Consider the following 25,037-nt stretch of genomic DNA (forward strand, 5'->3'; position numbering starts at 1 on the left):
TTAGCCCTCACGCTTAGAGTTGCGGCCTTTCTTCTTAGGTTGAGCAGGCGGAGCTTGCTCTTGAGTTGTAGGCAAACCGCCCAGAACTTCACCTTTGAAGATCCATACCTTCACACCAATAATACCGTAGGTAGTTGCAGCTTCTGAAGTTGCGTAATCGATATCTGCACGGAAAGTGTGCAGAGGTACGCGACCTTCACGGTACCATTCAGAACGAGCAATTTCTGCTCCGCCCAAACGGCCGCTTACTTCAACTTTAATACCCTTAGCACCAAGACGCATTGCGTTTTGTACCGCGCGCTTCATAGCACGACGGAACATTACACGACGTTCTAGCTGGCTAGAGATACTGTCGGCAACCAGTTGTCCGTCAAGCTCAGGCTTGCGAACTTCTGCAATGTTAATCTGAGCTGGCACACCGGCTAGCTTAGAAACATAGGCGCGAAGCTTCTCTACATCTTCACCTTTTTTACCGATTACAACGCCTGGACGAGCAGTGTGAATAGTCACACGGATGCTCTTAGCAGGACGCTCGATCACGATTTTAGAAAGTGAAGCGCTTTTAAGCTGTTTAGTCAGATACTTACGTACCTGATGATCGTTATACAGGTTATCCGCATAGTCACCAGTATTAGCGTACCAGGTAGAAGTCCATGGTTTACTGATACCCAGGCGTATACCTGTAGGATGTACCTTCTGTCCCATTATCTACTCCTAGTTATCCGCTACAACCACAGTGATGTGACTGCTACGCTTAAAGATACGATCTGCACGGCCTTTGGCACGTGGCTTGATACGTTTCATAGTTGGACCTTCGTCAACGAAAACTTTGGCAACGACTAATTCGTCGATGTCAGCGCCTTCATTGTGTTCTGCATTTGCAATCGCAGATTCCAAAACTTTCTTAACCAGCGCTGCGCTTTTCTTCGGGCTGTACGTAAGTAGCTCAAGAGCTTTCTCAACGTGCATACCGCGAATTTGATCCGCTACCAAGCGTGCTTTTTGAGCAGACGAGCGGGCAAAACGGTGTTTAGCTAATGCTTCCATTTATCCTACCCCTTATCGTTTGCTTTTCTTATCCGCGACATGGCCGCGGTAAGTACGCGTTGGCGCAAATTCGCCCAACTTGTGGCCGACCATTTCATCGCTGATGATGACTGGAACGTGCTGGCGACCGTTATGGACCGCAATGGTCAACCCAATCATATCTGGGATGATCATAGAACGACGAGACCAAGTCTTAATTGGTTTACGTTCGTTCTTTTCCACTGCAGCCTCTACCTTCTTCAGCAAGTGAAGGTCAATAAATGGACCCTTCTTGAGAGAACGTGGCATGGTGAATCCTCGCTGTTACTTATTACGACGACGTACGATAAGTTTATCGGTACGCTTGTTACTTCGGGTTTTCTTACCTTTAGTAGGAACACCCCAAGGAGATACTGGATGACGACCACCCGACGTGCGTCCTTCACCACCACCGTGTGGGTGGTCTACTGGGTTCATGGCAACACCACGAACTGTAGGACGAACACCACGCCAGCGGGTTGCACCGGCTTTACCCAGTGAACGCAGCATGTGCTCTGCATTGCCTACTTCACCAATGGTGGCGCGGCAATCAGATAGTACTTTACGCATTTCGCCAGAACGTAGACGCAAGGTAACGTAGTTTCCGTCACGTGCTAGGATCTGAGCATAAGCACCGGCAGAACGTGCAATTTGTGCACCTTTACCAGGCTTCATTTCAATTGCGTGTACAACAGAACCTACTGGGATATTACGCATTGGCAATGTGTTACCAGACTTGATCGGAGCATCCGAACCAGACTGGATTGCATCACCCGCTTTCATACCCTTTGGAGCCAGAATGTAACGACGCTCACCATCTGCATACAATACTAGTGCAATGTTAGCAGAACGGTTAGGATCGTATTCTAAACGCTCAACAGCGGCTGGAATGCCGTCTTTGTTGCGTTTAAAGTCAATCAAACGGTAGTGTTGTTTATGACCACCACCAATATGACGAGTTGTAATACGACCATGGTTGTTACGACCGCCAGATTTGCTGTTCTTTTCAAGCAAAGGTGCGTAAGGCGCGCCTTTGTGAAGGTCAGGGTTAGTAACCTGAACAACGTGACGACGACCGGCAGAAGTTGGCTTAGCTTTCAATAATGGCATTTCTAATCCCCTTCTTACTCAGCGCCACCGACAAAGTCGATGTCCTGACCTTCTTTAAGAACCACGTAGGCCTTTTTCCAGTCACTGCGTTTACCGAAAGACTGACCGTGACGCTTGGTTTTACCCTTAACGTTTACAGTACGAACACCTTCAACCTCAACTTCAAACAGTTTTTCAACTGCAGCTTTGATTTCAGCTTTGTTCGAATCTTTCGCTACTTTAAATACAACCGTGTTGCTTGCTTCAGCAGCCATAGTAGACTTTTCTGAAACATGCGGTGCTAAAAGCACCTTCAGTAGACGTTCTTCTTTCATGCTAACGCCTCCTCAAGTTGTTTAACCGCATCAGCTGTAATTAGCACTTTTTCAAATGCAATCAAACTTACTGGGTCGATGCCTGCAACATCACGTACGTCAACTTTGTACAAGTTGCGTGCCGCTAGGAACAAGTTCTCATCAACATCAGCAGTAACGATAAGAACATCATTTAGTTCATAGTCGTTAAGCTTAGCAATAAGTTCTTTTGTCTTAGGTGCTTCCACACCAAACTTCTCTACCACAACCAAACGGTCTTGACGGATTAGTTCAGACAAGATGCTTTTGATAGCACCACGATACATTTTCTTGTTAACTTTTTGATCAAAGTCACGAGGCTTGGCTGCGAATGCACGACCACCACCAACCCAAATTGGGCTTCGGATAGTACCAGCACGAGCACGGCCTGTGCCTTTTTGACGCCATGGCTTCTTACCACCACCACGTACTTCAGCGCGAGTCTTCTGCGCCTTTGTACCCTGACGAGCACCTGCACCGTAAGCTACAACGACTTGGTGTACCAAGGCTTCGTTGAATTCACGTCCAAAGGTCGCTTCGGATACTTCAAGAGCGCTTTGCGCATCTTTCAATGTTAATTCCATCAGTTCACTCCCCAGACGTTACGCTTTAACAGCTGGCTTAACGATTACATCGCCGCCAGTTGCGCCAGGTACGGCACCTTTAACAAGGATTAAGCTATTTTCTACGTCTACACGTACTACTTCCAAAGATTGGGTAGTCACTTGCTTGTTACCAAGCTGACCAGCCATTTTCTTACCTTTGAAAACTTTACCAGGTGATTGGTTTTGGCCAATCGAACCAGGTGCACGGTGAGACAAAGAGTTACCGTGAGTCATACGTTGTGAACTAAAGTTCCAACGTTTGATCGCGCCAGCAAAACCTTTACCTTTTGATGTACCAGTGACATCAATCTTTTTAGTGTCGTTAAAGATTTCAACAGTGATTTCACTGCCTACTTCAATATCGCCACCTTCGTTATCTTCCAGGCGGAATTCTACTAGAGCACGACCTGCTTCAACACCAGCTTTAGCAAAATGACCTGCTTCAGCTTTGTTAACGCGGTTCGTTTTCTTGCTTCCAGTAGTAACCTGAAGAGCGCGATAACCGTCAAGTTCTTCAGTACGTAACTGAGTAACACGGTTTGGGGTCGCTTCAATAACAGTCACAGGGATAGACGTACCATCTTCAGTGAAGATGCGAGTCATACCCACTTTACGACCGACTAGACCAATCGCCATTGTTATTACCCTCTCTTGTTAGCCCAGGCTGATTTGAACATCAACACCGGCAGCCAAGTCCAAACGCATCAATGCGTCAACTGTTTTATCAGTTGGCTCAATGATGTCTACTAAACGCTTGTGAGTACGAATCTCATATTGATCACGTGCATCTTTATTTACGTGAGGAGATGTCAATACTGTATAGCGTTCTTTGCGAGTAGGCAGAGGAATAGGACCGCTGACCTGAGCACCAGTACGTTTCGCCGTTTCAACGATTTCAGCCGTAGACTGATCGATCAACTTGTGATCAAACGCTTTCAAACGAATACGAATTCTTTGATTTGGCATCGATTAAGCTCCAATCGAAAGAACAAAAAAATTCACCTTTTCTCTTCCATTTTATTCTGGAAAGAAAAGATGTGCGTAAACCGATGGTTCCCAATTGGAACCCTGTTCTTTTTCCTAACACGCCTGTAGCAGTCTTATCTTATCGATTTCGCTTGCTACGCTGGCAACCACCCTAAAAGCAGTGAGGTCGCGGTTAGAAACATTGCCCTATTTGGGCAGTGGGCGCGAATTATACAGAAGGCAGGATACATTGCAACCGCTAGATCGCTTTTTGTACACATTAATTGCAAATCTATGACTTTAGTACAGCTGCGTCTTTTTAACAGGTGGTGTAAAGTTACGTTATTATTGAGCTACCTTAATGTAAGTAGTATTGCCGTTAAAGCGCTATACCTATAAGGTGGTAAAACATATGCAACAACGTTTAATCAAATTTGGATATAGCAGCGTTACGCTGTGCTAAGAACACTATGGAAGTAGAAAACAGTCAGCATATTTTCACTCATGTTAAACGCATTCTGAATAATCACTCGTCTTTATTAGACGCATACAGTTTGCTTGAACCCATCATTCTTGACATGTTTGGTGCTACCCGCATGAGCATCTTTCAGCGCCGCCGACAACATCAAGATTTAGTCGCTCGCTTTAAAACGGGTAAAGAAACGTTAGAGATTAAAGTGCCTATTAGCCCCATGTCTATTGCCGGCTATGTTGCTATCTCGCAATTGCCTTTACTCATAGCTGATCCTTATAACACCGCAGAGCTTAAAGCTATTCATCCCCGTTTACGGTTTGCTGATAAGTTCGATAAAGACAACGACTTCAAAACCACTAACATTTTATGTGTGCCGATTCTTAATGCCGGTGTGTTAATGGGCGTAATGCAAATTATCAATAAGCAACACGGCAGTTTTGATGATAATGATTTAGCGCGCGCAAACGACTTAGCATTGGTACTAGGGGCTAAGTTCCGTTATGAACTTGGTGGTACTAACAATCCATTTGATTCTCTACTCCATAAAGGCTTAATTAACGAACCTGCGTTAAAAGCTCTGCTATCTACCTCTAATGACACCCGCGCTATTGTGCAGGGTTTGATGTCTGAGCATCGCGTTCCCGAGCATGAAATTGGCCATTCTCTTTCTATTCATTACCAGGTTCCCTTCATTGGTTACTTACCCGATAAGTACCATCGTTATGAAGGTGAAAGTAAACTAAACCTGTCTTACCTTAAACGTAACCATGTTGCGGTTATTTCTGATGTAGAGGGTAACCCCATTGTGTTAATGGCAGAGCCTAACAATGCCGCGCTGTTAATGGAAACGGAAAGCGCATTGGGTATCGAAAGTTATGAAATTGCTGTCGGCTTGCCCCATCAAATACTTCAGTACCTAGGTGAAGGCGGCGGCGGTAACGCGCCTGGTGACATGAGTGAGATTCTTGATGAGATTGGTTTATCAACTGAGGAAAACGACGAGCTTGTCGATGAGCTTTCCGATGATGCCCCTGCAGTAGTACGTTTGGTTAGTCGTGTATTACACGATGCAAAGCGTCTTGGCGCGTCTGATATTCATATCGACCCAGAGAAGAATGCCCCCACTCGTGTGAGAATGCGGGTTGATGGTGTGTGCCGAGATATGAACAAAGTGCCTAACTCACACCATAATGCGGTTATTGCCCGTATTAAAATTATGTCTAACCTAAACATTGCTGAAAAGCGTGTACCTCAAGACGGTAAGTTGGCGTTTAAGATGAATGGGCAACTGGTAGAAGTACGTGTTGCCACCATCCCTACTGTAGCCGGTGAAGGGGTGGTGATGCGTTTGCTAGCGTCAGGTGGCGCTATGCCCATCGAGAAAATGAATCTAGCGCCTACCAATTTGAAGCGCTTAGAAGACATGATTAAAAAGCCACATGGCATCTTGTTAGTAGTAGGGCCAACTGGTTCCGGTAAAACCACAACCTTGCATGCTATTTTGGGTTACCTAAACACCCCAGAAAAGAAAATATGGACAGCAGAAGACCCCGTAGAGATTACTCAACCCGGTTTACAGCAGGTTCAGGTAAGCCCCAAAATAGGCTTCACATTTGCTAACGCCCTACGGGCATTTTTGCGTGCCGACCCCGATATTATTCTTATTGGTGAGATGCGTGACAAAGAAACAGCTCATGCTGGCATTGAAGCCTCGCTTACTGGCCACTTGGTGTTATCTACACTGCATACCAACTCTGCCCCTGAAACCATTACCCGTTTGTTAGATTTGGGGTTAGATCCCGTGAACTTTTCAGATGCCTGTGTAGGTATATTAGCCCAGCGTCTTATTCGAACCCTTTGTGGTAAGTGTAAGGAAGAGTATGTAGCCAGTGATACTGACATGGCCTTCATTAAACGGCAGTACGGCGCGCAGATGCTAGATGAATTAGCGTTGCCTTCTCCGCTCAAACTCTACAGAGCAAAAGGCTGCGAAGAGTGTGGTAACACGGGCTACAAAGGCAGAACAGGGGTTCATGAACTACTTGGAATGACGCCTGAACTACGCTCTTTGGTTTATAAAGAAGCCAGTGTTGCAGAAATGAAAAAACAAGCCACCCAAGACGGTATGCGAACCTTAGTACAAGATGCTATTTTCAAAGTTATTAAGGGCGATACCGACATTCCACAAGTACAAATTGTGGGTGGCGACTAACCACGAAATATTTACTAACACTCTAAATTTGAAGATTTAGCTGTAACAGTATTAAATAATGCTAATAAATCTATTACTTAAAGGAATGGAAACCAATATGAAGGCAATAGTTTTTGCGTTGTTATGCACGGGCACACTGATATCAACGGCGGCAGAAGCCCAATTACGAACTAAAGATCAAATGTGGAAAACCGAATACCTTTCGATTGTTGAAAGTGGGTTGTTCGCATTAAAAGCTGAAAATTACGAAGAAGCCCATACTAAATTATTAGAAGGCGCGAAATTAGGTAATAAATCATCTCAGTATTACTTAGCTCAAATGTATTTTCAGGGGTGGGGTATCGAGCCTAATTATGAAGAGGGTTGGCTGTGGTTAAAAGTCGCTATGGAACAAAAAACCGCGGAGTGGAATCGTTCTTTTCGCTCTATTCGGGATGCGTTGCCAGAAGATTTTAGAACTGCGATGCAACCTTACGTAGAGGAACATATTGCTCTGTACGGAGCGAAAGCGCAAGACTTACGCTGCGAAAAACGTGCGGCAATTGGCTCTAACATTAAAGAGATAATCTGCTCTAAGCGATTCTATTTATTTATCCGTTACGCTACAAAAAAGCCCGATGTTTCATCGGGCTTTTTACGTTGACTCGCCAGCATACTAAAACGCTAAACGCCGCTGTTTATCCAATCCCTATTTCTTCAAGTATTGACGAATTACATAGTGCAAAATACCGCCATTTTCGAAATACGTGAATTCGTTCGATGTATCGATTCGAATATCCATCGAGAATGTTTGTGATTCGCCTGCATCAGACGTTACGGTGACATCCACGTCTTTTTGGTCACGGCTTACTGCACCAATTGAGAAAGTTTCATTACCTTTAATTCCTAAGCTACTCGCACTGTCGCCCGGCTTAAACTGCAACGGTAAGATACCCATACCAATTAGATTTGAACGGTGAATACGTTCATAGCTTTCTACCATGACCGCTTTCACGCCCATCAAAGAAGGCCCTTTAGCAGCCCAATCTCGGCTAGAGCCTGTACCGTATTCTTTCCCACCTACAACTACCGCAGCAACACCCTCGTCTTGATAACGCATGGCCGCATGGTATATAGACATGGCATCACCACTAGGATAATGCGTGGTAGCACTGCCTTTAGTACCCGGAGCCAACTGATTTTGCAGTCGCACATTCGCAAAAGTACCGCGCATCATCACCTCGTGGTTACCCCGCCTTGAACCGTATGAATTGAAATCTTTGGTATTTACGCCTTCTGCTTGCAAATACTCGCCTGCAGGGCTGTCTGGCGCTATGGCGCCTGCCGGAGAAATGTGGTCGGTGGTAATTGAATCGCCCACTTTCACCAAACATCTTGCGTTCTCGATAGCACTAAGTGCTTCGGGTTCTTCGCCCATTGTTTGGAAAAATGGCGGATGTTTAATATAAGTAGAGTCAGGCCAATCGTATACCGATGTTGAACTTACCGTTAGGTCATTCCACACACCACTGCCTTTAAATACGTCGGCATATTTTGCTTTAAAGATATCACTGGTGACATGTTCAGCTATATGGCTTTGAATTTCATCTTCACTAGGCCAAATATCTTTCAAATACACTGGCTCACCATTGTTGCCCAACCCTAGTGGCTCTTTAGTAATATCAATATTCATATTACCCGCTAAGGCATAAGCGACAACCAATGGTGGCGACGCTAAATAGTTGGCCGCAACATCTGAATGAATACGACCCTCGAAGTTCCGGTTACCTGACAATACAGAGGTAACAGTAAGCTTGGCCTTTTTAATTGCATCGCTAATAGCATCAGGCAAGGGTCCCGAGTTACCAATACAGGTAGTGCAACCGTAACCCACAAGGTTGAAACCGAGAGTTTCGAGTGGGTCCATCAAGTTTGCATCTTCAAGGTACTGAGTCACCACCTGCGAGCCTGGGGCTAAAGACGTTTTTACCCAAGGCTTACGGGTTAAGCCTTTTTCCGCCGCTTTTTTCGCTAGTAACCCCGCTCCAATAAGCACCGAGGGGTTTGATGTGTTGGTACAACTCGTAATGGCCGCAATAACAATGGCACCATCTTCTAAGTTAAATTTATTACCACGGAATTCTACATACGAATCATGCTCTTCATTGACTTCAGGTACTGCACCGCCTTCGGCGACAAATTCAGTTTCTTCGTCTAGCACTTTCACATCAATCTGCGAGCGATGCCATTCATTGAATGCTTTTGCAGCGTTATCTAGTGCAATTCTATCTTGAGGGCGTTTTGGCCCTGCAATCGAGGGGACAACGTCGTTTAAGTCTAACTCTAACGTTTCGTGATATTCGGCATCTTTAGTAAAGTCATCGTGCCATAGCGAACTTTCTTTCGCATACGCTTCAACAAGTTTAATTTGCGACTCGTCCCGCCCAGTCAAGCGCAGGTAATCGAGCGCAACTTCATCAATAGGGAAAATACCGCAGGTTGCGCCGTATTCCGGTGCCATATTGGCAATAGTGGCACGATCGGCTGTGGTTAAGTGCTTCAAGCCTGGGCCATAGAATTCTACGAACTTACCCACAACCCCATGTGCACGTAGTTGCTGGGTAATAGTCAGCACCATATCCGTTGCTGTCACGCCCGTCGGCAATTCACCGTCTAAACGAAACCCAACAACTTTAGGTAGAAGCATAGTAACGGGTTGGCCCAACATAGCCGCTTCAGCTTCAATACCGCCTACACCCCAACCAAGTACGCCAAGCCCATTAATCATAGTGGTGTGTGAATCGGTACCTACTAGCGTATCGGGATACACTAGGGTGTCATCACCCTCTTGTTTCGTGAAGGCAACACGTGCAAGGTATTCAAGGTTAACTTGGTGGACTATTCCTCGACCAGGAGGCACAACTTTGAAGTTGTCGAAGCTAGATTGCCCCCACTTTAAAAATTGGTAGCGCTCTTTATTACGCTCAATTTCAACGTCAGTGTTTTTCTCTAACGCGTTTTCTTCTGCAAAGAAATCAACCATTACTGAATGGTCGATAACTAACTCTACGGGATTTAGCGGATTAATAGTTTGAGCATCGCCGCCTAACTTATTCACTGCATCCCGCATAGCGGCCAAATCAACAATAGCTGGCACACCAGTGAAATCTTGCAAGATGACGCGGGCAGGAACAAAAGATACTTCATGCTCAACGTGATTCTCTGTATTCCACGTGGCAACTTGTTCAATGTCATCACTGGTAACAAACTCTTCATTTTCATGACGAAGTAAGTTTTCAAGAAGAATTTTAATACAATACGGTAATCGGTCGAGCGCAAAGTTCTCATTTACTTTGTCAAAGCTAATTGCCTTGAAGGAATTGCCATCGACATCGATATTAGAAAAAGATTGATATTTCACGCGCTCACCATCCTTATTTGCCTGTCATAAATATAGTTCTAGGAGCAAGTCAGGGAGCGCTTTTACTAGATGAATTGCAGTGCCATTTCGCACTCTTATTTCGCCTTAGAAGGAATTAGCGCTCCTAACTACTCTCACTTATAGTTGTATACGGTAACAATGTGAAAAAAAGTTCATGTTGATTTCACACCGTTAGCTAAGCAGTTTATGTTGATACTAAAGGGGTCTGCATCACTATTTGGCTAGTCTTACCTGTTAAACTTGGCTTTTCGAAACTGGATTTTTCGTTGCCGATCAACGATGATAGCGATCATCTTTTTTTCGTATCCGTCTGACGCACCATTTCATTGGCATTCGTTGGGCATTTTCACTTTAACGCCGCAGGTAACCTTACTATGTATAAACTGGTACTTATTCGTCATGGAGAAAGTCAGTGGAACCTTGAAAATCGTTTCACTGGTTGGCACGACGTTGATTTAACTGACACAGGTGTAGCACAAGCTAAAACCGCTGGTCAGTTAATGAAGGACGCAGGTTTTGAATTCGATCAGGCTTACACGTCTGTATTGCTTCGTGCTATCAAAACGTTGAATATCTCTTTGGAAGAAATGGGTCAACATTACCTACCTGTTGAACGTCACTGGCGTTTGAACGAGCGTCACTACGGTGCGCTTACAGGTTTAGACAAAGCTGAAACGGCTGCTAAGCATGGTGAAGAGCAAGTTAAAGTTTGGCGTCGTAGTTTCGATATTCCACCACCAGCGGTCGATACTGACAGCGAACACTTCCCAGGAGTCGATCGTCGTTACAACAACGTTGATGCCGAGATTCTTCCTCGTGGTGAAAGCTTGAAGATGACTATCGAGCGTGTACTGCCTTACTGGCACGATGTTATTCGCCCAGACATTCAAGCTGGCAAGCGCGTTATTATCGCGGCTCACGGCAACAGCCTTCGTGCATTGGTTAAATACTTAGATGGTATGTCTGATGAAGACGTACTAAGCTTAAATATTCCAACTGGCGTACCTTTGGTATACGAGCTAGACGAAAACTTGAAGCCTATCTCTAAAGAGTACTTGGGCGATCCAGAAGCCATTAAGGCGATGATGGATGCCGTTGCTAAGCAAGGCAAAGCTAAGTAGTCGATAGGTAATTATTAGAAAGCTAACGCTGACTATTAGAGCCACGACTAAAGAGCCGCAAACGTTGTTTGCGGTTCTTTTATATCTATTAGACTCTTAACTACACTTCTCAAATCATTTCCTTTTTCGACCATTATCATTGTTACTAATTTGTAAACACATGCTATTCCCATTACATTGTCATCAGGCTCAGTTTTTTCAGCAGGTGTACTATGCAGGTGTCGGTCTTCAAATCAGCCAATAAACTCATTACAGGTGAAGGGGCGTTAGCGAGCCTTGCTCATGAGCTTTCAAGATTAAATATAAAAGCACCTGCCATTATTACCGATAAGGGCGTAAGCCAATCTGGTGCTCTTAGCCATGTTACCAATGAGCTGAATTGCGAATGCCCTATTGTGATAGACGATATTCCTCCTGAACCTGAAATAAGCATTATTGAACAAAGGCTTGCTCGACTAAAACAACATAAGGTAGACGGAATTATTGCCGTTGGCGGTGGGAGCGCGATAGACAGCGCTAAAGTACTTGCGGCTACGTTTGATTACACGGGGAATATTGCAGACTTGTTTGGCGAGAACTTGGTTGCAGGCCGCGCATTACCCCTTATTGCCATTCCTACCACGGCGGGCACGGGTTCAGAAGTCACTAATATTGCCATACTAGCCGACCCTATTGCGCACGTTAAAAAAGGCATTGTAAGTGACTACCTATTACCTGACGTGGCCATTGTGACGCCTGAAATGACATTAAGCTGCCCCAAACACATTACTGCCGCCAGTGGGGTAGATGCATTTGTGCATGCGCTGGAGGCCTACTTGTCCGTTAATGCCAGCCCTATTACTGACGCGTTGGCCAGCAAGGCGATGACACTTATCTTTCATTCACTTCCTGTCGCCTATGCAAACGGCCACGATGTTAAAGCACGGGAAGACATGGCAACCGGAAGTTTAATGGCAGGGTTAGCGTTTGGTAACGCAGGCGTGGGAGCGGTGCATGCGCTTGCTTATCCGCTTGGCGGTCGCTTTCATTTGTCCCACGGTATGAGCAATGCAGTTATGTTGCCCCATGTTATGCGCTGGAATATAGGGGCATGCCAACAGCGCTTTATTGATGTGGCGGGCTTTTTACATTTACCCGTTGCCAATAAAAGTCAGTTAGAGATTGCTAATCAGGTAGTGGATGCCATTGAAGCGCTGTGCAGAAAAGTAGAGATCCCCGCTACACTGCGTGATTTTGATATTAGCGACGATGCCATTCCCCTGTTGGCAGAAGAAGCGAGCAAGGTGACTAGGTTATTACGCAACAACCCAAGAGTACTAAGCAAACAAGATATCGCGCAGATATACAAAGAGGCGTTTTAAACGCCTCATCAATCTTACTTAAATACCCATTTAGGTAGTTAGCTATTTAGATGGCTAACTATAGCTTCTGCAACCGCATGAGCACTTGCTGGATTTTGACCCGTGATAACGCGTTCATCTTCAATCACATGTACATTCCATGGCTGAACTTTACTGAATTTAGCCGCTTTACGGGCTAGCGCTTCTTCAAGTAAAAACGGAATATCGTTAATAGTGCCGTAATCCACTTCTTCTTCGCGGGTGAAACCGGTAATTGCTTTGCTCGCAATTAAGTCTTCGCCATTACTAAGCTTAATAGGTAACAGTGCTGCAGGGCCGTGGCAAACCGCGCCAATAATACCGCCATTTTCATAATGGGCAGCAGACAACTTGGCAAAGTCTTCGTTGCTTGCTAAGTCTGACAATAAACCAAAGCCACCTGGATAGAACACCGCATCATATTCATCAATGTTCACGTTTGATACGCTCACGCTGTTGCTGGTGCGCTGTTTAAAGTCTTCGTTATTTAACACGGCGGCATTAACATCGTCACCTTCGATATCGGTACCGTAAATAGGGATAGCACCACCATTGATAGACGCGATATCGTAATCTATGCCGTGTTTATTAAAAACATCGATTGCATGGGTGATCTCCGGCGAATAAGTACCGTTCGCTTGGTCAGTAGTTCCTAGTGTTGCGTGGTTTGTTACTGGGATAAGTATCTTTTTCATGGGTTCTTCCTATGCGTAAGGCACATCAGCTGCGCCGTAGTAATCAAGTGCATATACTATAGAATATCCCTGATAACTTGATAATATGCGAAATAGTTAAATCACTATTGCTATATAGCAACAATAATCTTTAAAACGTAAAATGAATCTACAACACCGCGAAGTTGAATAAATGGAAAGTTAAGATGGAAAGCTTTGAAGGCATTATAGAATTTGTAGCGGTAGCCGAGCGCAAAGGCTTTTCAGCTGCGGCCAAGCAACTAGGTTGCAGTACCAGCCACATCAGCAGGCAAGTTGCGCGTCTTGAAGAGCGAGTTGGCTGTGTTTTATTGGCTCGCTCTACCCGCCAAGTGAATTTAACCGAAAACGGCGCACTTTATTACCAGCACGCTAAAGACTTGCTTATTGGCCTTCAACAAGCCAATGAGCAGGTGAGCCATCAACAGGTAACACTTGATGGCGTTCTACGAGTAAGCGCCGCGGGCGGGTTTGCCGAGCACGCCGTGGCACCCGCATTAATGCAGTTTGCGTTAGCGCATCCAGAGCTTACTGTGGATATGGACTTTAATAGTCGCATGGTTAATTTTGTGGAAGACGATGTAGACTTTGTTATTCGCTATGGAGAACTGGCCGACTCAAGTTTAATAGCACGTAAACTGATTGAAAGACCCATGATGGCCGTTGCCACCCGGGATTACTTAGCGCAATGTGGCGAACCCTCCCACCCCAGTGAATTGAAAAAACATAGCTGCGTGATTTCTAACAACGATGTATGGAAGTTTTCAGAAAATGGAAAGCTTGAGAATATAAAGGTGAAAGGCCGCTGGCGCAGTAATAACGCAAATGCGGTACTTGCCGCGTGTGAGCAGGGTTTGGGTATTGGCTATATGCCTAAAAGCACGTTTAGTGCGTCGGTTGAGGCGGGAAGACTACAGCCTATATTGCAGCCTTACTGGGGCGACGGGGCAAGCAGTTGGATTGTATATCAGAACAAACGCTTCATGCCGCTTAGGGTTCGAATGGCCATTGATTATTTGGTGCAATACTTCACTGATTGGGAAGACAAGGCGCTTTAAAAATTTATAAAGATGCTAATAAAAAACTGCCAGCAGGTTTATCATGAAAACCTGCTGGCAGTATGTACTGATTGTTATATAGCGCTTCGCTGTTTATCAGCAAAAAACTTGCGCTTATTACTTACAGCTCTCGCACCCACATGTCTCTAAAGCTGACTAAGTTACCATGATCTTGAAGCTGAATAGGCTCACAACCATGGGCTTTATATTTAGGTGCACCTATCCACTCGGTAGTGCCCTGAATCTCTACATGGTTTTGCACCACCACGCCGTTGTGAATAACGGTTACGTACCCTGGTGATTCAAGCAAGTCACCATCGAATACCGGCGCTTTAAAAATAATATCGTATTCTTGCCATTCACCAGGTGCGCGCATAGCGTTTACTAACGGAATAGTCTGCTTATACACACTGCCCGCTTGCCCATTTGGGTAAGTGGCATTGTTGTAAGAATCTAGCACCTGAACTTCATAGCGTTGCTGAAAGAAAATCCCGCTATTATTTCGCTGCTGCCCTTCCATACCAGGCTCTGGCTGCGGTACTTTCCACTCTACGTGAAGCTGCACGTCACAAAAACCTTGTTTGGTTTTAATATCGCCTGCGCCCGGCTTTACCGTAAGCTCACCGTTTGCGAAATCCCATTTGGCGTCACCACCTTTTACCGACGCCCACGCTGACATATCGCTTGTTAATAAAGGGATAGCGTCAGAAGGAAGCTCGTTCTTTTTAGCACTTACCACTGCAGGTACTGGCTCCCACACTTCTGTTTTCGCTGCTTGTTTTTCGCGTTCAGCGCGCTCTAGTTGCTCGACACTCTCAGCAAAAGCCAAAGGTGCTATTGATGTTGCTAATAAAGCAGCTAATGCTATTTGAGCGCCCGCTTTTAAAGAAAAGGCTGTGTTGGTCGCCAGTTTAGGCAATCCGTGTTTATGTAATTTCATGTATTTTCCCTGCACTATTTATTTTCCGCTGCACTATTTATTTTCGTTGCACTATGTATTTGGTTTCGCAGCTAATTTATTTTTTCGTGAAAGCCTTAAGTCGCCCACGCCTTGTCGCCTTTTTCGTAAGGCAGCTCACCGTTGTAGTAACCGGGAATGGCCACATAGCGTAGCACCTTGGTGGCGCCTACCTGCGAAGTGAAAAAGGTATACAAAGTAAGTTGTTTTAGTAACGTGAAATAGTGCGGGATCGGGCCTTCACTGCCGGGCTCCCATTGGCTCGGTTTTGCTGTTGGAATACCGTTGCTAATACCTTCTGTCAAATTAGCGGCTTTCGCTTCTGTATCTAACTTTGTAAACAAGGTTTCGCGCTGCGTACTACTTAATAGCAGGAAGTCTTTTTTAAATGCTTCATTGCTACGAACATTAATTGTCTTAATGCCCTCTTTAAACGCTTTTTGTAACTTCGGGGTATAACAATCGGCAACAATCACCGGAATTACCAAGCCGACATTGGCGGCTTTTGCTCCTGGTGTATCGGTTTGCGGAATAATAACTTCCGCCATTTCGTTAATGAGAGCCACATCTTCCTTCGAAAACCCGGTTTCAGACAAAGGCACAGGGGCAACAATGTCATAAGCAAGTGCTTTACCACCCACAAGGGCAGTACCTGTGGCGGTAGCAATGAGTTTTAATAGGTCTCTACGTTCCATTACAAGTTCCTCCGCTTTAACTCTTCTACGGCAAAGCTAGCCGCGCGAGCGGTAAGTGCCATATAGGTAAGTGATGGGTTTACACAACTTGCGGATGTCATACACGCACCATCGGTAACAAATACGTTAGGAGCATCCCATACTTGATTGTGACCGTTTAGCACTGAGGTTTTAGCATCTCGGCCCATACGTGCAGTACCCATTTCATGTATACCCATGCCTGGTGCGTAGTCTGCATCCCAGCCATTCACGTTTTTAAGCCCAGCAGCCTCAAACATATCGATGGCATCTTGCTGCATGTCTTTACGCATTTTCAGTTCGTTTTCTTTTATCTCAACATCCATAGCGAGTACGGGCAAACCCCACTTGTCTTTTACTTTTTTGTTCAGATAAATGCGATTTGAATGGTCAGGTAACATTTCACCAAAGGCAGTCATGCCTATTGTCCAACCACCGGGTTCTGACATAGCCTCTTTTAAGCCTGCACCAACGCCTAACTCGGCCACATCTTGTCGCCAACCTGAGCGGCTAGCGCCACCTTGATAACCAAACCCACGCAAGTAATCTCGTTTGTCATCGCCCCAATTTCTAAAGCGCGGAACATAGAAGCCACTTGGGCGGCGACCATATGTATACTTGTCGTCGTAGCCTTCAACTTGCGCTGACGCACCTACCCGGAAATGGTGATCCATCACGTTATGACCTAATTCACCGCTGCTGCTACCTAAACCGCCATCCCATACATCGGTGGCAGAGTTCATAAGCAACCACGATGAATTGAATGCAGAGGCATTCACAAACACGATTTTGCTTTTGAAAACGTATGTTTCGTTGGTTTCAGCATCAATAATTTCAACGCCAGTGGCGCGCTTCTTGTCTTTATCAAACAAGATTTCTTTTACAATAGAGAAAGGACGAAGCGTTAAGTTACCGGTTTTCATTGCTGCTGGAAGCGTTGAAGACTGAGTACTGAAATAGCCACCAAATGGACAGCCCAACCAGCACTTATTACGGTACTGACAATTTGCACGTCCGTGTTCTGGCTTCGGCTCTGTCATGTTTGAGGTGCGACCGGAAATAATATGGCGAGCACCGCTATAGGCTTTTTGCACTCGAGCAGCCACGTCTTTTTCAACGCAGTTTAGCGCCATAGCAGGCTGGTAGATGCCATCGGGTAATACGTCTAAACCATCACGGTTTCCGCTAATACCAGCAAACTTTTCTACGTAGTCATACCAAGGGGCTACATCTTCGTAACGAATAGGCCAATCTACCGCTACGCCTTCTTTACCATTCGCTTCAAAGTCAGCTTTGTTTAATCGGTAACTCTGACGGCCCCAAGTAAGCGAGCGTCCACCTACGTGATAGCCTCGATACCAGTCAAAACGCTTATCCTCTGTGTAGGGGTTTTCTACTTCGTTCGCCCACATGCCGTTAGTAGATTCATTAAGCGGATAATCTCGCTTAAGCACAGGGTAATCTACTTTCATCGCCTGTGTAGGCAGGTCGCGATGTGGGTAGTCCCACGCTTCTTTGTGTGCGTTTTTGTAGTCTTTAATGTGCTCGATGTTTTTACCGCGCTCAAGCATGAGCACTTTTAGGCCTTTCTCGGTGAGCTCTTTAGCTGCCCAGCCTCCGCTAATACCTGAACCTACTACGATTGCGTCGTACTCGTTCGTCGCCATGTTATGTCCCCTTAAACACGTACTTCATGTATGGTGTTTGCTTGTAAAGTCATACGTCGCAGATACTGATCGCTTCTTTAAGCGACTCAATTCTGCCTGCTTTTGTATCTGGTGTTGGAATAAACTCTTGCGCTAAATACCCATCGAAACCTGTTTCTAAAATGGCCTTAGCAATGGCTGGATAATACAGCTCTTGAGTACTACCAATTTCGTTTCGTCCTGGCACACCGGCGGTGTGATAGTGACCAAAATAAGGATGAAAATCGCGAATGGTGCGAATAATATCGCCTTCGTTAATTTGCATATGATAGATGTCGTACAGCAAAGAAAAGTGCTTACTATTAAGGCGCTTGCATAGCTGAACACCCCATTTTGAACTATCGGCCATATAATCAGGGTGATCTATTTTGCTATTAAACAGCTCCATAAAGATCACCACGCCACGCTTCTGTGCATGAGGTAAAATGCGCTTTAAACCCGCCACCGCATTATCTAGCCCTTCCTCTTTGCTCATGCCGCGTGCATTGCCACTAAAACAAATTAGGTTGGTGTAACCAGCATCTGCCACTAGGTCGATATGCTTTAAGTATCGCGCTTCTAATTCGTCGTGCAGTTCACTGTGAATGAAGCCATCTTCAAGGCTAATTTCAGCGCCATTACACATAGAAGAATCAATACCGTACTGTTTCAGTACAGGCCAATCTTCCGGCCCCACCAAATCAATAGCCGCAAAGTTAAGTTGCTTTACGGTTTTACATAACGCTTCTATGGAAAGGTCGCCGTAAGTCCAGCGACTAACAGAATGATTAATATTGCCTTTTAGCGATGATTGTTTCATGCCGTGCTCTGATGGATTGGCTGTAGCATTGGTTGCTGTATTCCCTGCTGTATTGGCTGCATGAGCGCTGTTAAACGCAGCAGGTGCCAATACACCAGCGCCCGTTAGCGCCATTGCCTTCATTAAGCTGCGCCTGCGTTCGTTATGCATCAGTACTCACCTTTTCAGATTTAAACAGCACTAAGAAAATAACCAAAACAACCGCCGCAAAGCCTGCAGGGAACAACCAAATATCTTGCCAACTGTGAGATGTTGCCGTGGTGTACTCGTCTGTTATTTTTCCGGCTACTGCAAAACCAATCAGCATACCTATTCCATACGTTGCGAGGGTGATTAATCCTTGAGCTGCACTTTTGATGCGGTCACCCGCTTTGGCATCGGTATAAATTTGCCCTGACACAAAGAAAAAGTCGTAGCAAATACCGTGTAAGGCGATACCCACTATCAGCATAAACAGCCCTTCGTCTGCATTACCAAAGGCGAATAAGGCATACCGTATTACCCATGCCGCCATGCCAATTAGTAAGGTAGCTTTAATGCCAAACTTGTTAAGAAAAACAGGTAGAGCCAGCATGAATAACACTTCAGAAACCTGACCTAGCGTCATTTTTCCTGTGGCATTTTCAACACCAATTTCCGTTAAGAACGGATTGGCATTTTGGTAGTAAAACGCAAGAGGAATACAAATAAGTACAGAGGATAAAAAGAAGATAAAGAAGTTCTTATCTTTAAGTAACGCTAGCGCATCTAACCCCAACACATCGCGCAAGCCAGTCTTTTGGCCTGCCGCTTTTGGCGGTGTTGCGGGTAAGGTAAAGCTGAATATACCTAATGCTAACGACGCTATTGCACATAACATAAAGGTGTTTCTAAGCATGCCATCAGCAATTGCTGATGTGGAATCCCAAGAAAACACGTAACTAATAAGTAAGCCCGCAACAATCCAGCCCACGGTGCCCCACACACGAATTTTACCGAACTCTTTTGAAGGGTTTGTCATTTGGCCAAAAGCCACTGAATTCACCAATGCAAGGGTTGGCATATACGCAATCATGTAGCCTAGTACGTACGGGTAAAAGGTGGTGAAATCACCCGCCTGATACATCATGTACATCAGCACCGCGCCACACAAATGCAGCACACCCAAAATACGTTCAGCGTTAAAGAAGCGGTCGGCAATTAGCCCCACGATAAAAGGCGCAATAATCGCGCCCCAACTTTGGGTAGAGAATGCCATTCCCATTTGGCTACCACTGGCCGATAAGGTGCTGGCTAAGTACGTTCCCAAGGTGACAAACCAGCCGCCCCAAATAAAGAACTGTAAAAACATCATGGTGCTAAGACGTAGGGTTATCATGATTCTTATTATCCTGTGTCAGCGGGGCAGCGTTATTCGCTTATGCCCAAAATGCGGTTGTTTTTCGTTTCACTTACCTCGCCACCGGCGAAATCATCGAACGCGTAGCGGGTTGGCTGAATAATATGCTCAGCAATAAAAGGCGCACCTTCAGCGGCACCTTGCGCTGAATCTTTTAAACAGCATTCCCATTCGAGCACAGCCCATCCGCTAAATCCGTATTGAGTCAGTTTGCTGAAAATGCCTTTGAAATCGACTTGTCCATCGCCAAGAGAACGAAAACGCCCTGGGCGGTCTTTCCAATCTTGGTAACCACCGTAAACACCACTTCTGCCATTTGGGTTGAACTCGGCATCTTTCACATGAAACATTTTTATACGGCTGTGGTATCTGTCGATAAAGTCGAGATAATCAAGCTGCTGTAGCACAAAGTGACTGGGGTCGAACAAAATATTGGCACGAGGATGGTTATCTACTGCGGCCAAAAACATCTCGAAGGTAGCGCCATCATGCAAATCTTCACCGGGGTGAATTTCATAACATACATCTACCCCAGCCTCATCGAAGGCATCTAGAATAGGTAACCAACGCTTGGCTAGCTCGGCAAACCCTTGCTCAACTAACCCAGCAGGACGCTGCGGCCATGGGTACACCAAATGCCACATCAAGGCACCCGAGAAGGTAGCGTGGGCGTTTAGTCCTAAGCGTTTGCTGGCAATAGCTGCGCACTTAAGCTGGTTCACTGCCCATTCAGTACGTGCTTTTGGGTTGCCGTGTAAATGTGCTGGCGCAAAGTTATCAAATAGCTCATCGTACGCAGGGTGTACCGCTACCAACTGCCCCTGCAAGTGCGTTGATAACTCGGTAATTTCAACGCCCGCTGCCCTACAGGTAGCGGCAACTTCGTCACAGTATTCTTGGCTTTCTGCTGCTTTTTCTAAATCGAATAGTGCCGGATCGGTAGGCACTTGAATGCCTTTATACCCCAATGAGGCGGCCCACTTGGCCATGTTTTCAAGTGTATCGAAGGGGGCTTCTTTCCCCATAAATTGGGCTAAAAAGACGGCAGGGCCTTTAATTGGTTTTGCTTCGTTTGCTTGTTGTTCCATTGCCACATGCTCCACTTATTCTGTTCCAACTGGGCTGACGGTTTCCCACTTAGTCTCACTTTCACTACTGGCCAACATGGCATCTATAAACGCCATTCCTCGAAGACCGGAATTAATGCCAGGTACACCACTTGCTTTGCTGCTTGTTTGGTCTGATTCGCTACGAACAGCTGTGGCAAAGTCGTTATATAAATTCGCCATGGCTTCTAGGTAACCTTCGGGGTGCCCACCTGGAATGCGGCAACGATTAACAGCTTCGTCGCACAAACCGGGTTGTCCTAGTCCTGCACGGAAAACTTGATATGGCTGGCCAATGGGGCGATATACCACAGAGTTTGGTTCCATTTGATGCCACTCTAATCCGCCTTTATCGCCATATACTTTTATCTTTAAGGCGTTTTCTTCACCTGCGCACACTTGGCTGGCAATCAATACACCAGTAGCACCCTTCTTGGTTTTAATCAGCGCTGCGCCATCGTCATCTAACTGCCTGTCTTCGATGTGCGTGTATAGCTGACCACACAAGGCCGTTATAGCATCATCTAAAACAAACTCAGCAAGCCCAAAACCGTGTGTACCAATATCGCCCATACAGCCGCTGCCGCCGGCTAAACTTGGGTCGGTACGCCATTTGGCCTGTTTGTTGTGGGTTTCTTCATTTGCCGACAGCCACCCTTGTGGGTACTCAACAAACACTTTACGAATGTTACCTAGCATGCCGCTTTGAACCATGTGGCGCGCTTGCCACACCATGGGATAACCTAAGTAGGTGTGCGCTAAACCGTATAATCTGTCGGTACTATGGAGTAAGTCTTGTAAATCTTTTACTTCGCCTAAGCCAACACCAGCGGGCTTTTCGCAGAACACGTGAAAACCCGCTTTTATCGCGGCCACTGAAATAGGTACGTGTAAATGGTTCGGCGTAACAATAGACACCACTTGCATGCGTTGCTGCTCTGGAAGCGCAGCCTCTTTTTCTAGCATGTCTTCCCACGAGGCATAGGTACGGCTATGTTCAACGCCTACACTATCTGCCGTACTTTCATTATTGCTGGGGTCGCGACTAAAGGCTCCACATACCAAATCGTACTGGCCATCTAACCCGAATGCGTTGCGATGAACCGCACCAATAAATGCGCCTTCACCACCACCAATCATTCCTAATCTTATTTTTTGCATTTTCGCCATGCTGCGTAGCTCCTGTTGTGGTGCAGTGCTTAACCAGTAAACGCTACTAGTATCAAGCTTGCTCACTGCAAACTTGTTGCATTATTGTAACTATATTTAAAATGTAACGGATTACATTTTTATCTGTCAATGTATTTGAGCGCTTTTTGTTAAACTTAAGTTTAAGAAAATAACTTAAACAGCCCTTAAACAAGCGTTTTTTGTCTTAAAATAGTGAATAAATGAATTGAGACCTCTAAACCATTTACAAAAAATATACACTTAGTACTGGATTTTTTAAGAAAGATCCGTATTCTAAATCTCAAATGATATCGGTTACATTAATGCAATTGGTTAGCAAACAAGTGAATAAAGACAAGACACGAGTAAATGGCAAATATTAGAGATGTTGCTGATAGCGCTGGCGTTTCGGTAGCAACAGTTTCTCGGGCACTTCAACAACCCGAACGCGTTTCTCCGAAAACCCGTACCAAAGTAATGACGGCAGTAGACCTTGTGGGCTACAAGCCCAACTTAATGGCGGTAAAGTTTCGTTCGGGAAAAACCCACAACTTGGTTGTGTTGGTTCCTACTGTCGCGAATGTATTTTTTGCGCGGGTAATTAGCGGCATGCAAGAAACGGCGGCCGAATTGGGCTACTCCATTTTACTAGCAAATACATTAGGTAACCCTGACATTGAAAGCCATTACGCAAAAATGGTTAGCACCTCTCAGGCCGATGGACTTATTCAATTACGCGCGTTAAACCCATTCGACAACAGCATGATTAACGACAATGGCCTGTTACCCATGGTAAATGCCTGTGAAGTAATTGATGAGGGTAATTACCCTACTGTGTCGCTTGATAACCGTGCCGCAGCGAAAGCCATGACCGAACACCTGTTAGGCTTGGGCCATACTCGTATTGCCATGATAAAAGGCCCTCACTCCAGCCCGCTTACGCAAGACAGACTATCGGGCTATAAAGATGCTTTAAACGACGCCAATATTGCCTTCGATGAAAATCTCTTATTTCCCGGCGACTTCACGCTTCAAGCAGGCTATAACGCCGGCGTAACCATTGCACAGCAAGCAGACAAGCCCACTGCGGTATTTTGTGAAAACGATGAAACCGCAATAGGTGCTATGCAAGCATTAAAACAAGCTGGCCTGCGTATACCTGAAGATATTTCAGTCGCGGGATTTGATGACATTGCCTTTTCGGCATTTTGCGACCCACCATTAACCACAATTGCCCAGCCAGCCGAAGAGTTCGGCCGAACGGCAGTTAGCTTATTGATAGATGTAATTAACGGCAAAATTCGTAAAGCACCAAAAGTTATTATGCCGTTTGAACTCATTGCTAGGGGCAGTACTGGCCCAGCCCGAATTGTGTAACAGCGCATAATGGCGCGTTAAGGAGAATGCTATGATTACCACTTCCACCTTCACCCGCAGGCAGTTTATTCAAGCCGCGGCAATAGGTGCAGGTTGCGCCGCCATACCCAGCGTACTTGCACATTCACACACGGCTAAGTCTTTAAATGGTATGGCCAGCAGCAGTATTGGACTGCAGCTTTATACCCTTCGCGACATCATGAAAGTTAGCGTACCTGCTACATTGAAGTTAGTGGGCGCGGTGGGCTACAACGAACTGGAATTCGCCGGTTACTTTGGTCATAGCGCAAAAGAAATTAGTACTATTTTAAAAGGCGAAGGATTAACGGCGCCGTCTGCTCACATTCAGCTAGATGACTTCGATAATAACTTAGAGCAAGTGCTAGAAGATGCTCAAACCGTAGGTCATAAATACCTAGTGGTACCTTGGCTTAGCGAAGCGCAGCGCGGCGAAGGTATTGCGCCCTACAAAGCGCTTGCTGAGAAACTTAACACCATTGGCGAAGCGTGTAGTAAAGCCGATATTACCCTTGCGTACCACAATCATGACTTCGAATTTGAAGTGCGTGATGATGAAATTCCACTGGATGTACTGATTACTGAAACTGACCCGAATTTAGTGTCTATGGAGCTAGATTTATACTGGGCAGTTAAAGCCGGTAAAGACCCCGTAGATTACTTTAAGCAATACCCTGGTCGTTTTAAATTGTGGCATGTAAAAGACATGGCGACAGACGGTAGTTTTGCCGATGTGGGCACCGGCGTTATCGACTTTGAAACGATTTTTGCGAATGGAAAGCTGGCTGGAATTGAGCATAAATTTGTGGAGCGGGATCAAACCGGCGATCGCATTGCCACCATCGAACAAGGCTACAAAGCGGTAAGTATGCTAAACAGCACTTTGTAGCAAAGTACGTTTAACAAAGCGCTGTATATCAAAGGGCTGTGTAACAAAGTATTTTATAGTAAAGCGCTTTAGCAAAACCGTATATATCGTTATGATAACGCCACCTTTATGTTGTAGGTGTCGTTATCATGAGTAAAGCAGTATGAACGAACTGTTCAGTGCCTTATCCCGCACGTTAAGCCCTTATTACGCTGAAATGAGCATCATGCTTATGGCCACTATTTTAGTGGTTTACGGCGATATTATTAATAGCCATATAAAGCGTATTTTAGCTCCCTATCATTTCATACTTCGGGTTAGCCTTTTTGTAGTGCTATGTGCTTTTGGTTATGGCGCATTAACCCTTTATGGTGCCCCTTTTCTGCACCACATTATTGCCTACCTGCCTTGGCAGTACCAAGGTGCAGGTTTTGTATTTGCATTCATGTTTATTGGGTTTCTGGCCGAGCGTAGAAGATACATATAA

25 protein-coding genes are annotated in these 25,037 nt (G+C 45.5%); 8 read left to right on the top strand and 17 right to left on the bottom strand.

What is annotated here, in order from left to right:
- The 8 genes from rpsC to rpsJ are packed head-to-tail and all read right to left on the bottom strand — an operon-like array spanning position 1 to position 4,078.
- Positions 1-705, bottom strand: a complete 705-nt coding sequence (gene rpsC / locus AAC006_RS06225) for a 30S ribosomal protein S3 (RefSeq protein ID WP_013785729.1) — start codon at positions 703-705, stop codon at positions 1-3.
- Positions 706-714: 9 nt separating this feature from the next.
- A complete protein-coding gene (rplV, locus tag AAC006_RS06230) occupies positions 715-1,047 on the bottom strand; it encodes a 50S ribosomal protein L22 (protein WP_013785730.1) in 333 nt (110 codons plus the stop codon).
- 12 nt (positions 1,048-1,059) lie between these two features.
- Complete coding sequence (gene rpsS, locus AAC006_RS06235; RefSeq protein ID WP_013785731.1) at positions 1,060-1,335, bottom strand: 30S ribosomal protein S19; 276 nt, start codon at positions 1,333-1,335, stop codon at positions 1,060-1,062.
- A 15-nt stretch (positions 1,336-1,350) separates the two neighbouring features.
- Positions 1,351-2,175, bottom strand: coding sequence for a 50S ribosomal protein L2 (gene rplB, locus AAC006_RS06240; RefSeq protein ID WP_013785732.1), 825 nt, complete (start codon positions 2,173-2,175; stop codon positions 1,351-1,353).
- A gap of 14 nt (positions 2,176-2,189) precedes the next feature.
- Positions 2,190-2,489 (bottom strand): 50S ribosomal protein L23, encoded by a 300-nt coding sequence (gene rplW / locus AAC006_RS06245; RefSeq protein ID WP_013785733.1) that lies wholly within the window; start codon positions 2,487-2,489, stop codon positions 2,190-2,192.
- Positions 2,486-3,091: a 50S ribosomal protein L4 gene (gene rplD, locus AAC006_RS06250; protein WP_013785734.1), complete on the bottom strand. Its 606-nt coding sequence runs from the start codon at positions 3,089-3,091 to the stop codon at positions 2,486-2,488. Before rplD ends, rplW begins: the two co-directional genes overlap by 4 nt.
- A gap of 18 nt (positions 3,092-3,109) precedes the next feature.
- Positions 3,110-3,748: a 50S ribosomal protein L3 gene (rplC, locus tag AAC006_RS06255; protein ID WP_013785735.1), complete on the bottom strand. Its 639-nt coding sequence runs from the start codon at positions 3,746-3,748 to the stop codon at positions 3,110-3,112.
- A gap of 18 nt (positions 3,749-3,766) precedes the next feature.
- Positions 3,767-4,078: a 30S ribosomal protein S10 gene (gene rpsJ, locus AAC006_RS06260; RefSeq protein WP_006012796.1), complete on the bottom strand. Its 312-nt coding sequence runs from the start codon at positions 4,076-4,078 to the stop codon at positions 3,767-3,769.
- Positions 4,079-4,548: 470 nt separating this feature from the next.
- On the opposite strand from rpsJ, the gene AAC006_RS06265 reads away from it, so the two are divergent.
- Both AAC006_RS06265 and AAC006_RS06270 read left to right on the top strand, forming a co-directional pair.
- On the top strand, positions 4,549-6,765 hold the full coding sequence (locus AAC006_RS06265; RefSeq protein WP_339890923.1) for an ATPase, T2SS/T4P/T4SS family: 2,217 nt from the start codon (positions 4,549-4,551) through the stop codon (positions 6,763-6,765).
- A gap of 97 nt (positions 6,766-6,862) precedes the next feature.
- Positions 6,863-7,408, top strand: coding sequence for an SEL1-like repeat protein (locus AAC006_RS06270; protein ID WP_339890924.1), 546 nt, complete (start codon positions 6,863-6,865; stop codon positions 7,406-7,408).
- 45 nt (positions 7,409-7,453) lie between these two features.
- Here AAC006_RS06270 and acnA read toward each other — a convergent pair whose 3' ends face one another.
- A complete protein-coding gene (gene acnA / locus AAC006_RS06275) occupies positions 7,454-10,165 on the bottom strand; it encodes an aconitate hydratase AcnA (protein WP_339890925.1) in 2,712 nt (903 codons plus the stop codon).
- Between the two features lie 395 nt (positions 10,166-10,560).
- Here acnA and gpmA point away from each other — a divergent pair, with 395 nt between their 5' ends.
- Positions 10,561-11,307 (top strand): 2,3-diphosphoglycerate-dependent phosphoglycerate mutase, encoded by a 747-nt coding sequence (gpmA, locus tag AAC006_RS06280; RefSeq protein WP_057794463.1) that lies wholly within the window; start codon positions 10,561-10,563, stop codon positions 11,305-11,307.
- 212 nt (positions 11,308-11,519) lie between these two features.
- Positions 11,520-12,668 carry an iron-containing alcohol dehydrogenase gene (locus tag AAC006_RS06285; protein WP_339890926.1) on the top strand — a complete coding sequence of 383 codons (1,149 nt, stop codon included), beginning with the start codon at positions 11,520-11,522 and terminating at the stop codon, positions 12,666-12,668.
- 38 nt (positions 12,669-12,706) lie between these two features.
- Here AAC006_RS06285 and AAC006_RS06290 read toward each other — a convergent pair whose 3' ends face one another.
- Entirely contained in the window at positions 12,707-13,381 is a 675-nt protein-coding gene (locus AAC006_RS06290) for a type 1 glutamine amidotransferase domain-containing protein (protein ID WP_339890927.1), read from the bottom strand.
- Between the two features lie 185 nt (positions 13,382-13,566).
- Here AAC006_RS06290 and AAC006_RS06295 point away from each other — a divergent pair, with 185 nt between their 5' ends.
- A complete protein-coding gene (locus AAC006_RS06295; protein WP_339890928.1) occupies positions 13,567-14,457 on the top strand; it encodes a LysR family transcriptional regulator in 891 nt (296 codons plus the stop codon).
- A 121-nt stretch (positions 14,458-14,578) separates the two neighbouring features.
- On the opposite strand, the gene AAC006_RS06300 is transcribed toward AAC006_RS06295, so the two are convergent.
- From AAC006_RS06300 to AAC006_RS06330, 7 genes are all read right to left on the bottom strand, one after another.
- The gene (locus AAC006_RS06300) at positions 14,579-15,397 is read right to left on the bottom strand and encodes a DUF1080 domain-containing protein (protein ID WP_339348771.1); all 819 of its coding nucleotides are present in this window, start codon (positions 15,395-15,397) and stop codon (positions 14,579-14,581) included.
- A 95-nt stretch (positions 15,398-15,492) separates the two neighbouring features.
- The gene (locus tag AAC006_RS06305; protein WP_288389505.1) at positions 15,493-16,110 is read right to left on the bottom strand and encodes a gluconate 2-dehydrogenase subunit 3 family protein; all 618 of its coding nucleotides are present in this window, start codon (positions 16,108-16,110) and stop codon (positions 15,493-15,495) included.
- Complete coding sequence (locus tag AAC006_RS06310) at positions 16,110-17,795, bottom strand: GMC family oxidoreductase (protein ID WP_339890929.1); 1,686 nt, start codon at positions 17,793-17,795, stop codon at positions 16,110-16,112. The genes AAC006_RS06305 and AAC006_RS06310 overlap by 1 nt, the downstream gene beginning before the upstream one ends.
- Positions 17,796-17,844: 49 nt before the next feature.
- Positions 17,845-18,783: a TIM barrel protein gene (locus AAC006_RS06315; RefSeq protein ID WP_338456245.1), complete on the bottom strand. Its 939-nt coding sequence runs from the start codon at positions 18,781-18,783 to the stop codon at positions 17,845-17,847.
- Entirely contained in the window at positions 18,776-19,990 is a 1,215-nt protein-coding gene (locus AAC006_RS06320; RefSeq protein ID WP_305414571.1) for a nucleoside permease, read from the bottom strand. Before AAC006_RS06320 ends, AAC006_RS06315 begins: the two co-directional genes overlap by 8 nt.
- A gap of 32 nt (positions 19,991-20,022) precedes the next feature.
- Positions 20,023-21,099 carry a sugar phosphate isomerase/epimerase gene (locus AAC006_RS06325; protein WP_208806151.1) on the bottom strand — a complete coding sequence of 359 codons (1,077 nt, stop codon included), beginning with the start codon at positions 21,097-21,099 and terminating at the stop codon, positions 20,023-20,025.
- 15 nt (positions 21,100-21,114) lie between these two features.
- A complete protein-coding gene (locus tag AAC006_RS06330; RefSeq protein WP_338456257.1) occupies positions 21,115-22,278 on the bottom strand; it encodes a Gfo/Idh/MocA family oxidoreductase in 1,164 nt (387 codons plus the stop codon).
- Between the two features lie 378 nt (positions 22,279-22,656).
- On the opposite strand from AAC006_RS06330, the gene AAC006_RS06335 reads away from it, so the two are divergent.
- From AAC006_RS06335 to AAC006_RS06345, 3 genes are all read left to right on the top strand, one after another.
- Positions 22,657-23,664, top strand: coding sequence for a LacI family DNA-binding transcriptional regulator (locus AAC006_RS06335; protein WP_129735917.1), 1,008 nt, complete (start codon positions 22,657-22,659; stop codon positions 23,662-23,664).
- A 31-nt stretch (positions 23,665-23,695) separates the two neighbouring features.
- A complete protein-coding gene (locus AAC006_RS06340; protein WP_339348772.1) occupies positions 23,696-24,571 on the top strand; it encodes a sugar phosphate isomerase/epimerase in 876 nt (291 codons plus the stop codon).
- A 142-nt stretch (positions 24,572-24,713) separates the two neighbouring features.
- Positions 24,714-25,037, top strand: coding sequence for a DUF3392 family protein (locus AAC006_RS06345; RefSeq protein WP_126872998.1), 324 nt, complete (start codon positions 24,714-24,716; stop codon positions 25,035-25,037).

The organism is uncultured Alteromonas sp. (assembly GCF_963976965.1).
Taxonomy (GTDB): Bacteria; Pseudomonadota; Gammaproteobacteria; order Enterobacterales; family Alteromonadaceae; genus Alteromonas; species Alteromonas naphthalenivorans.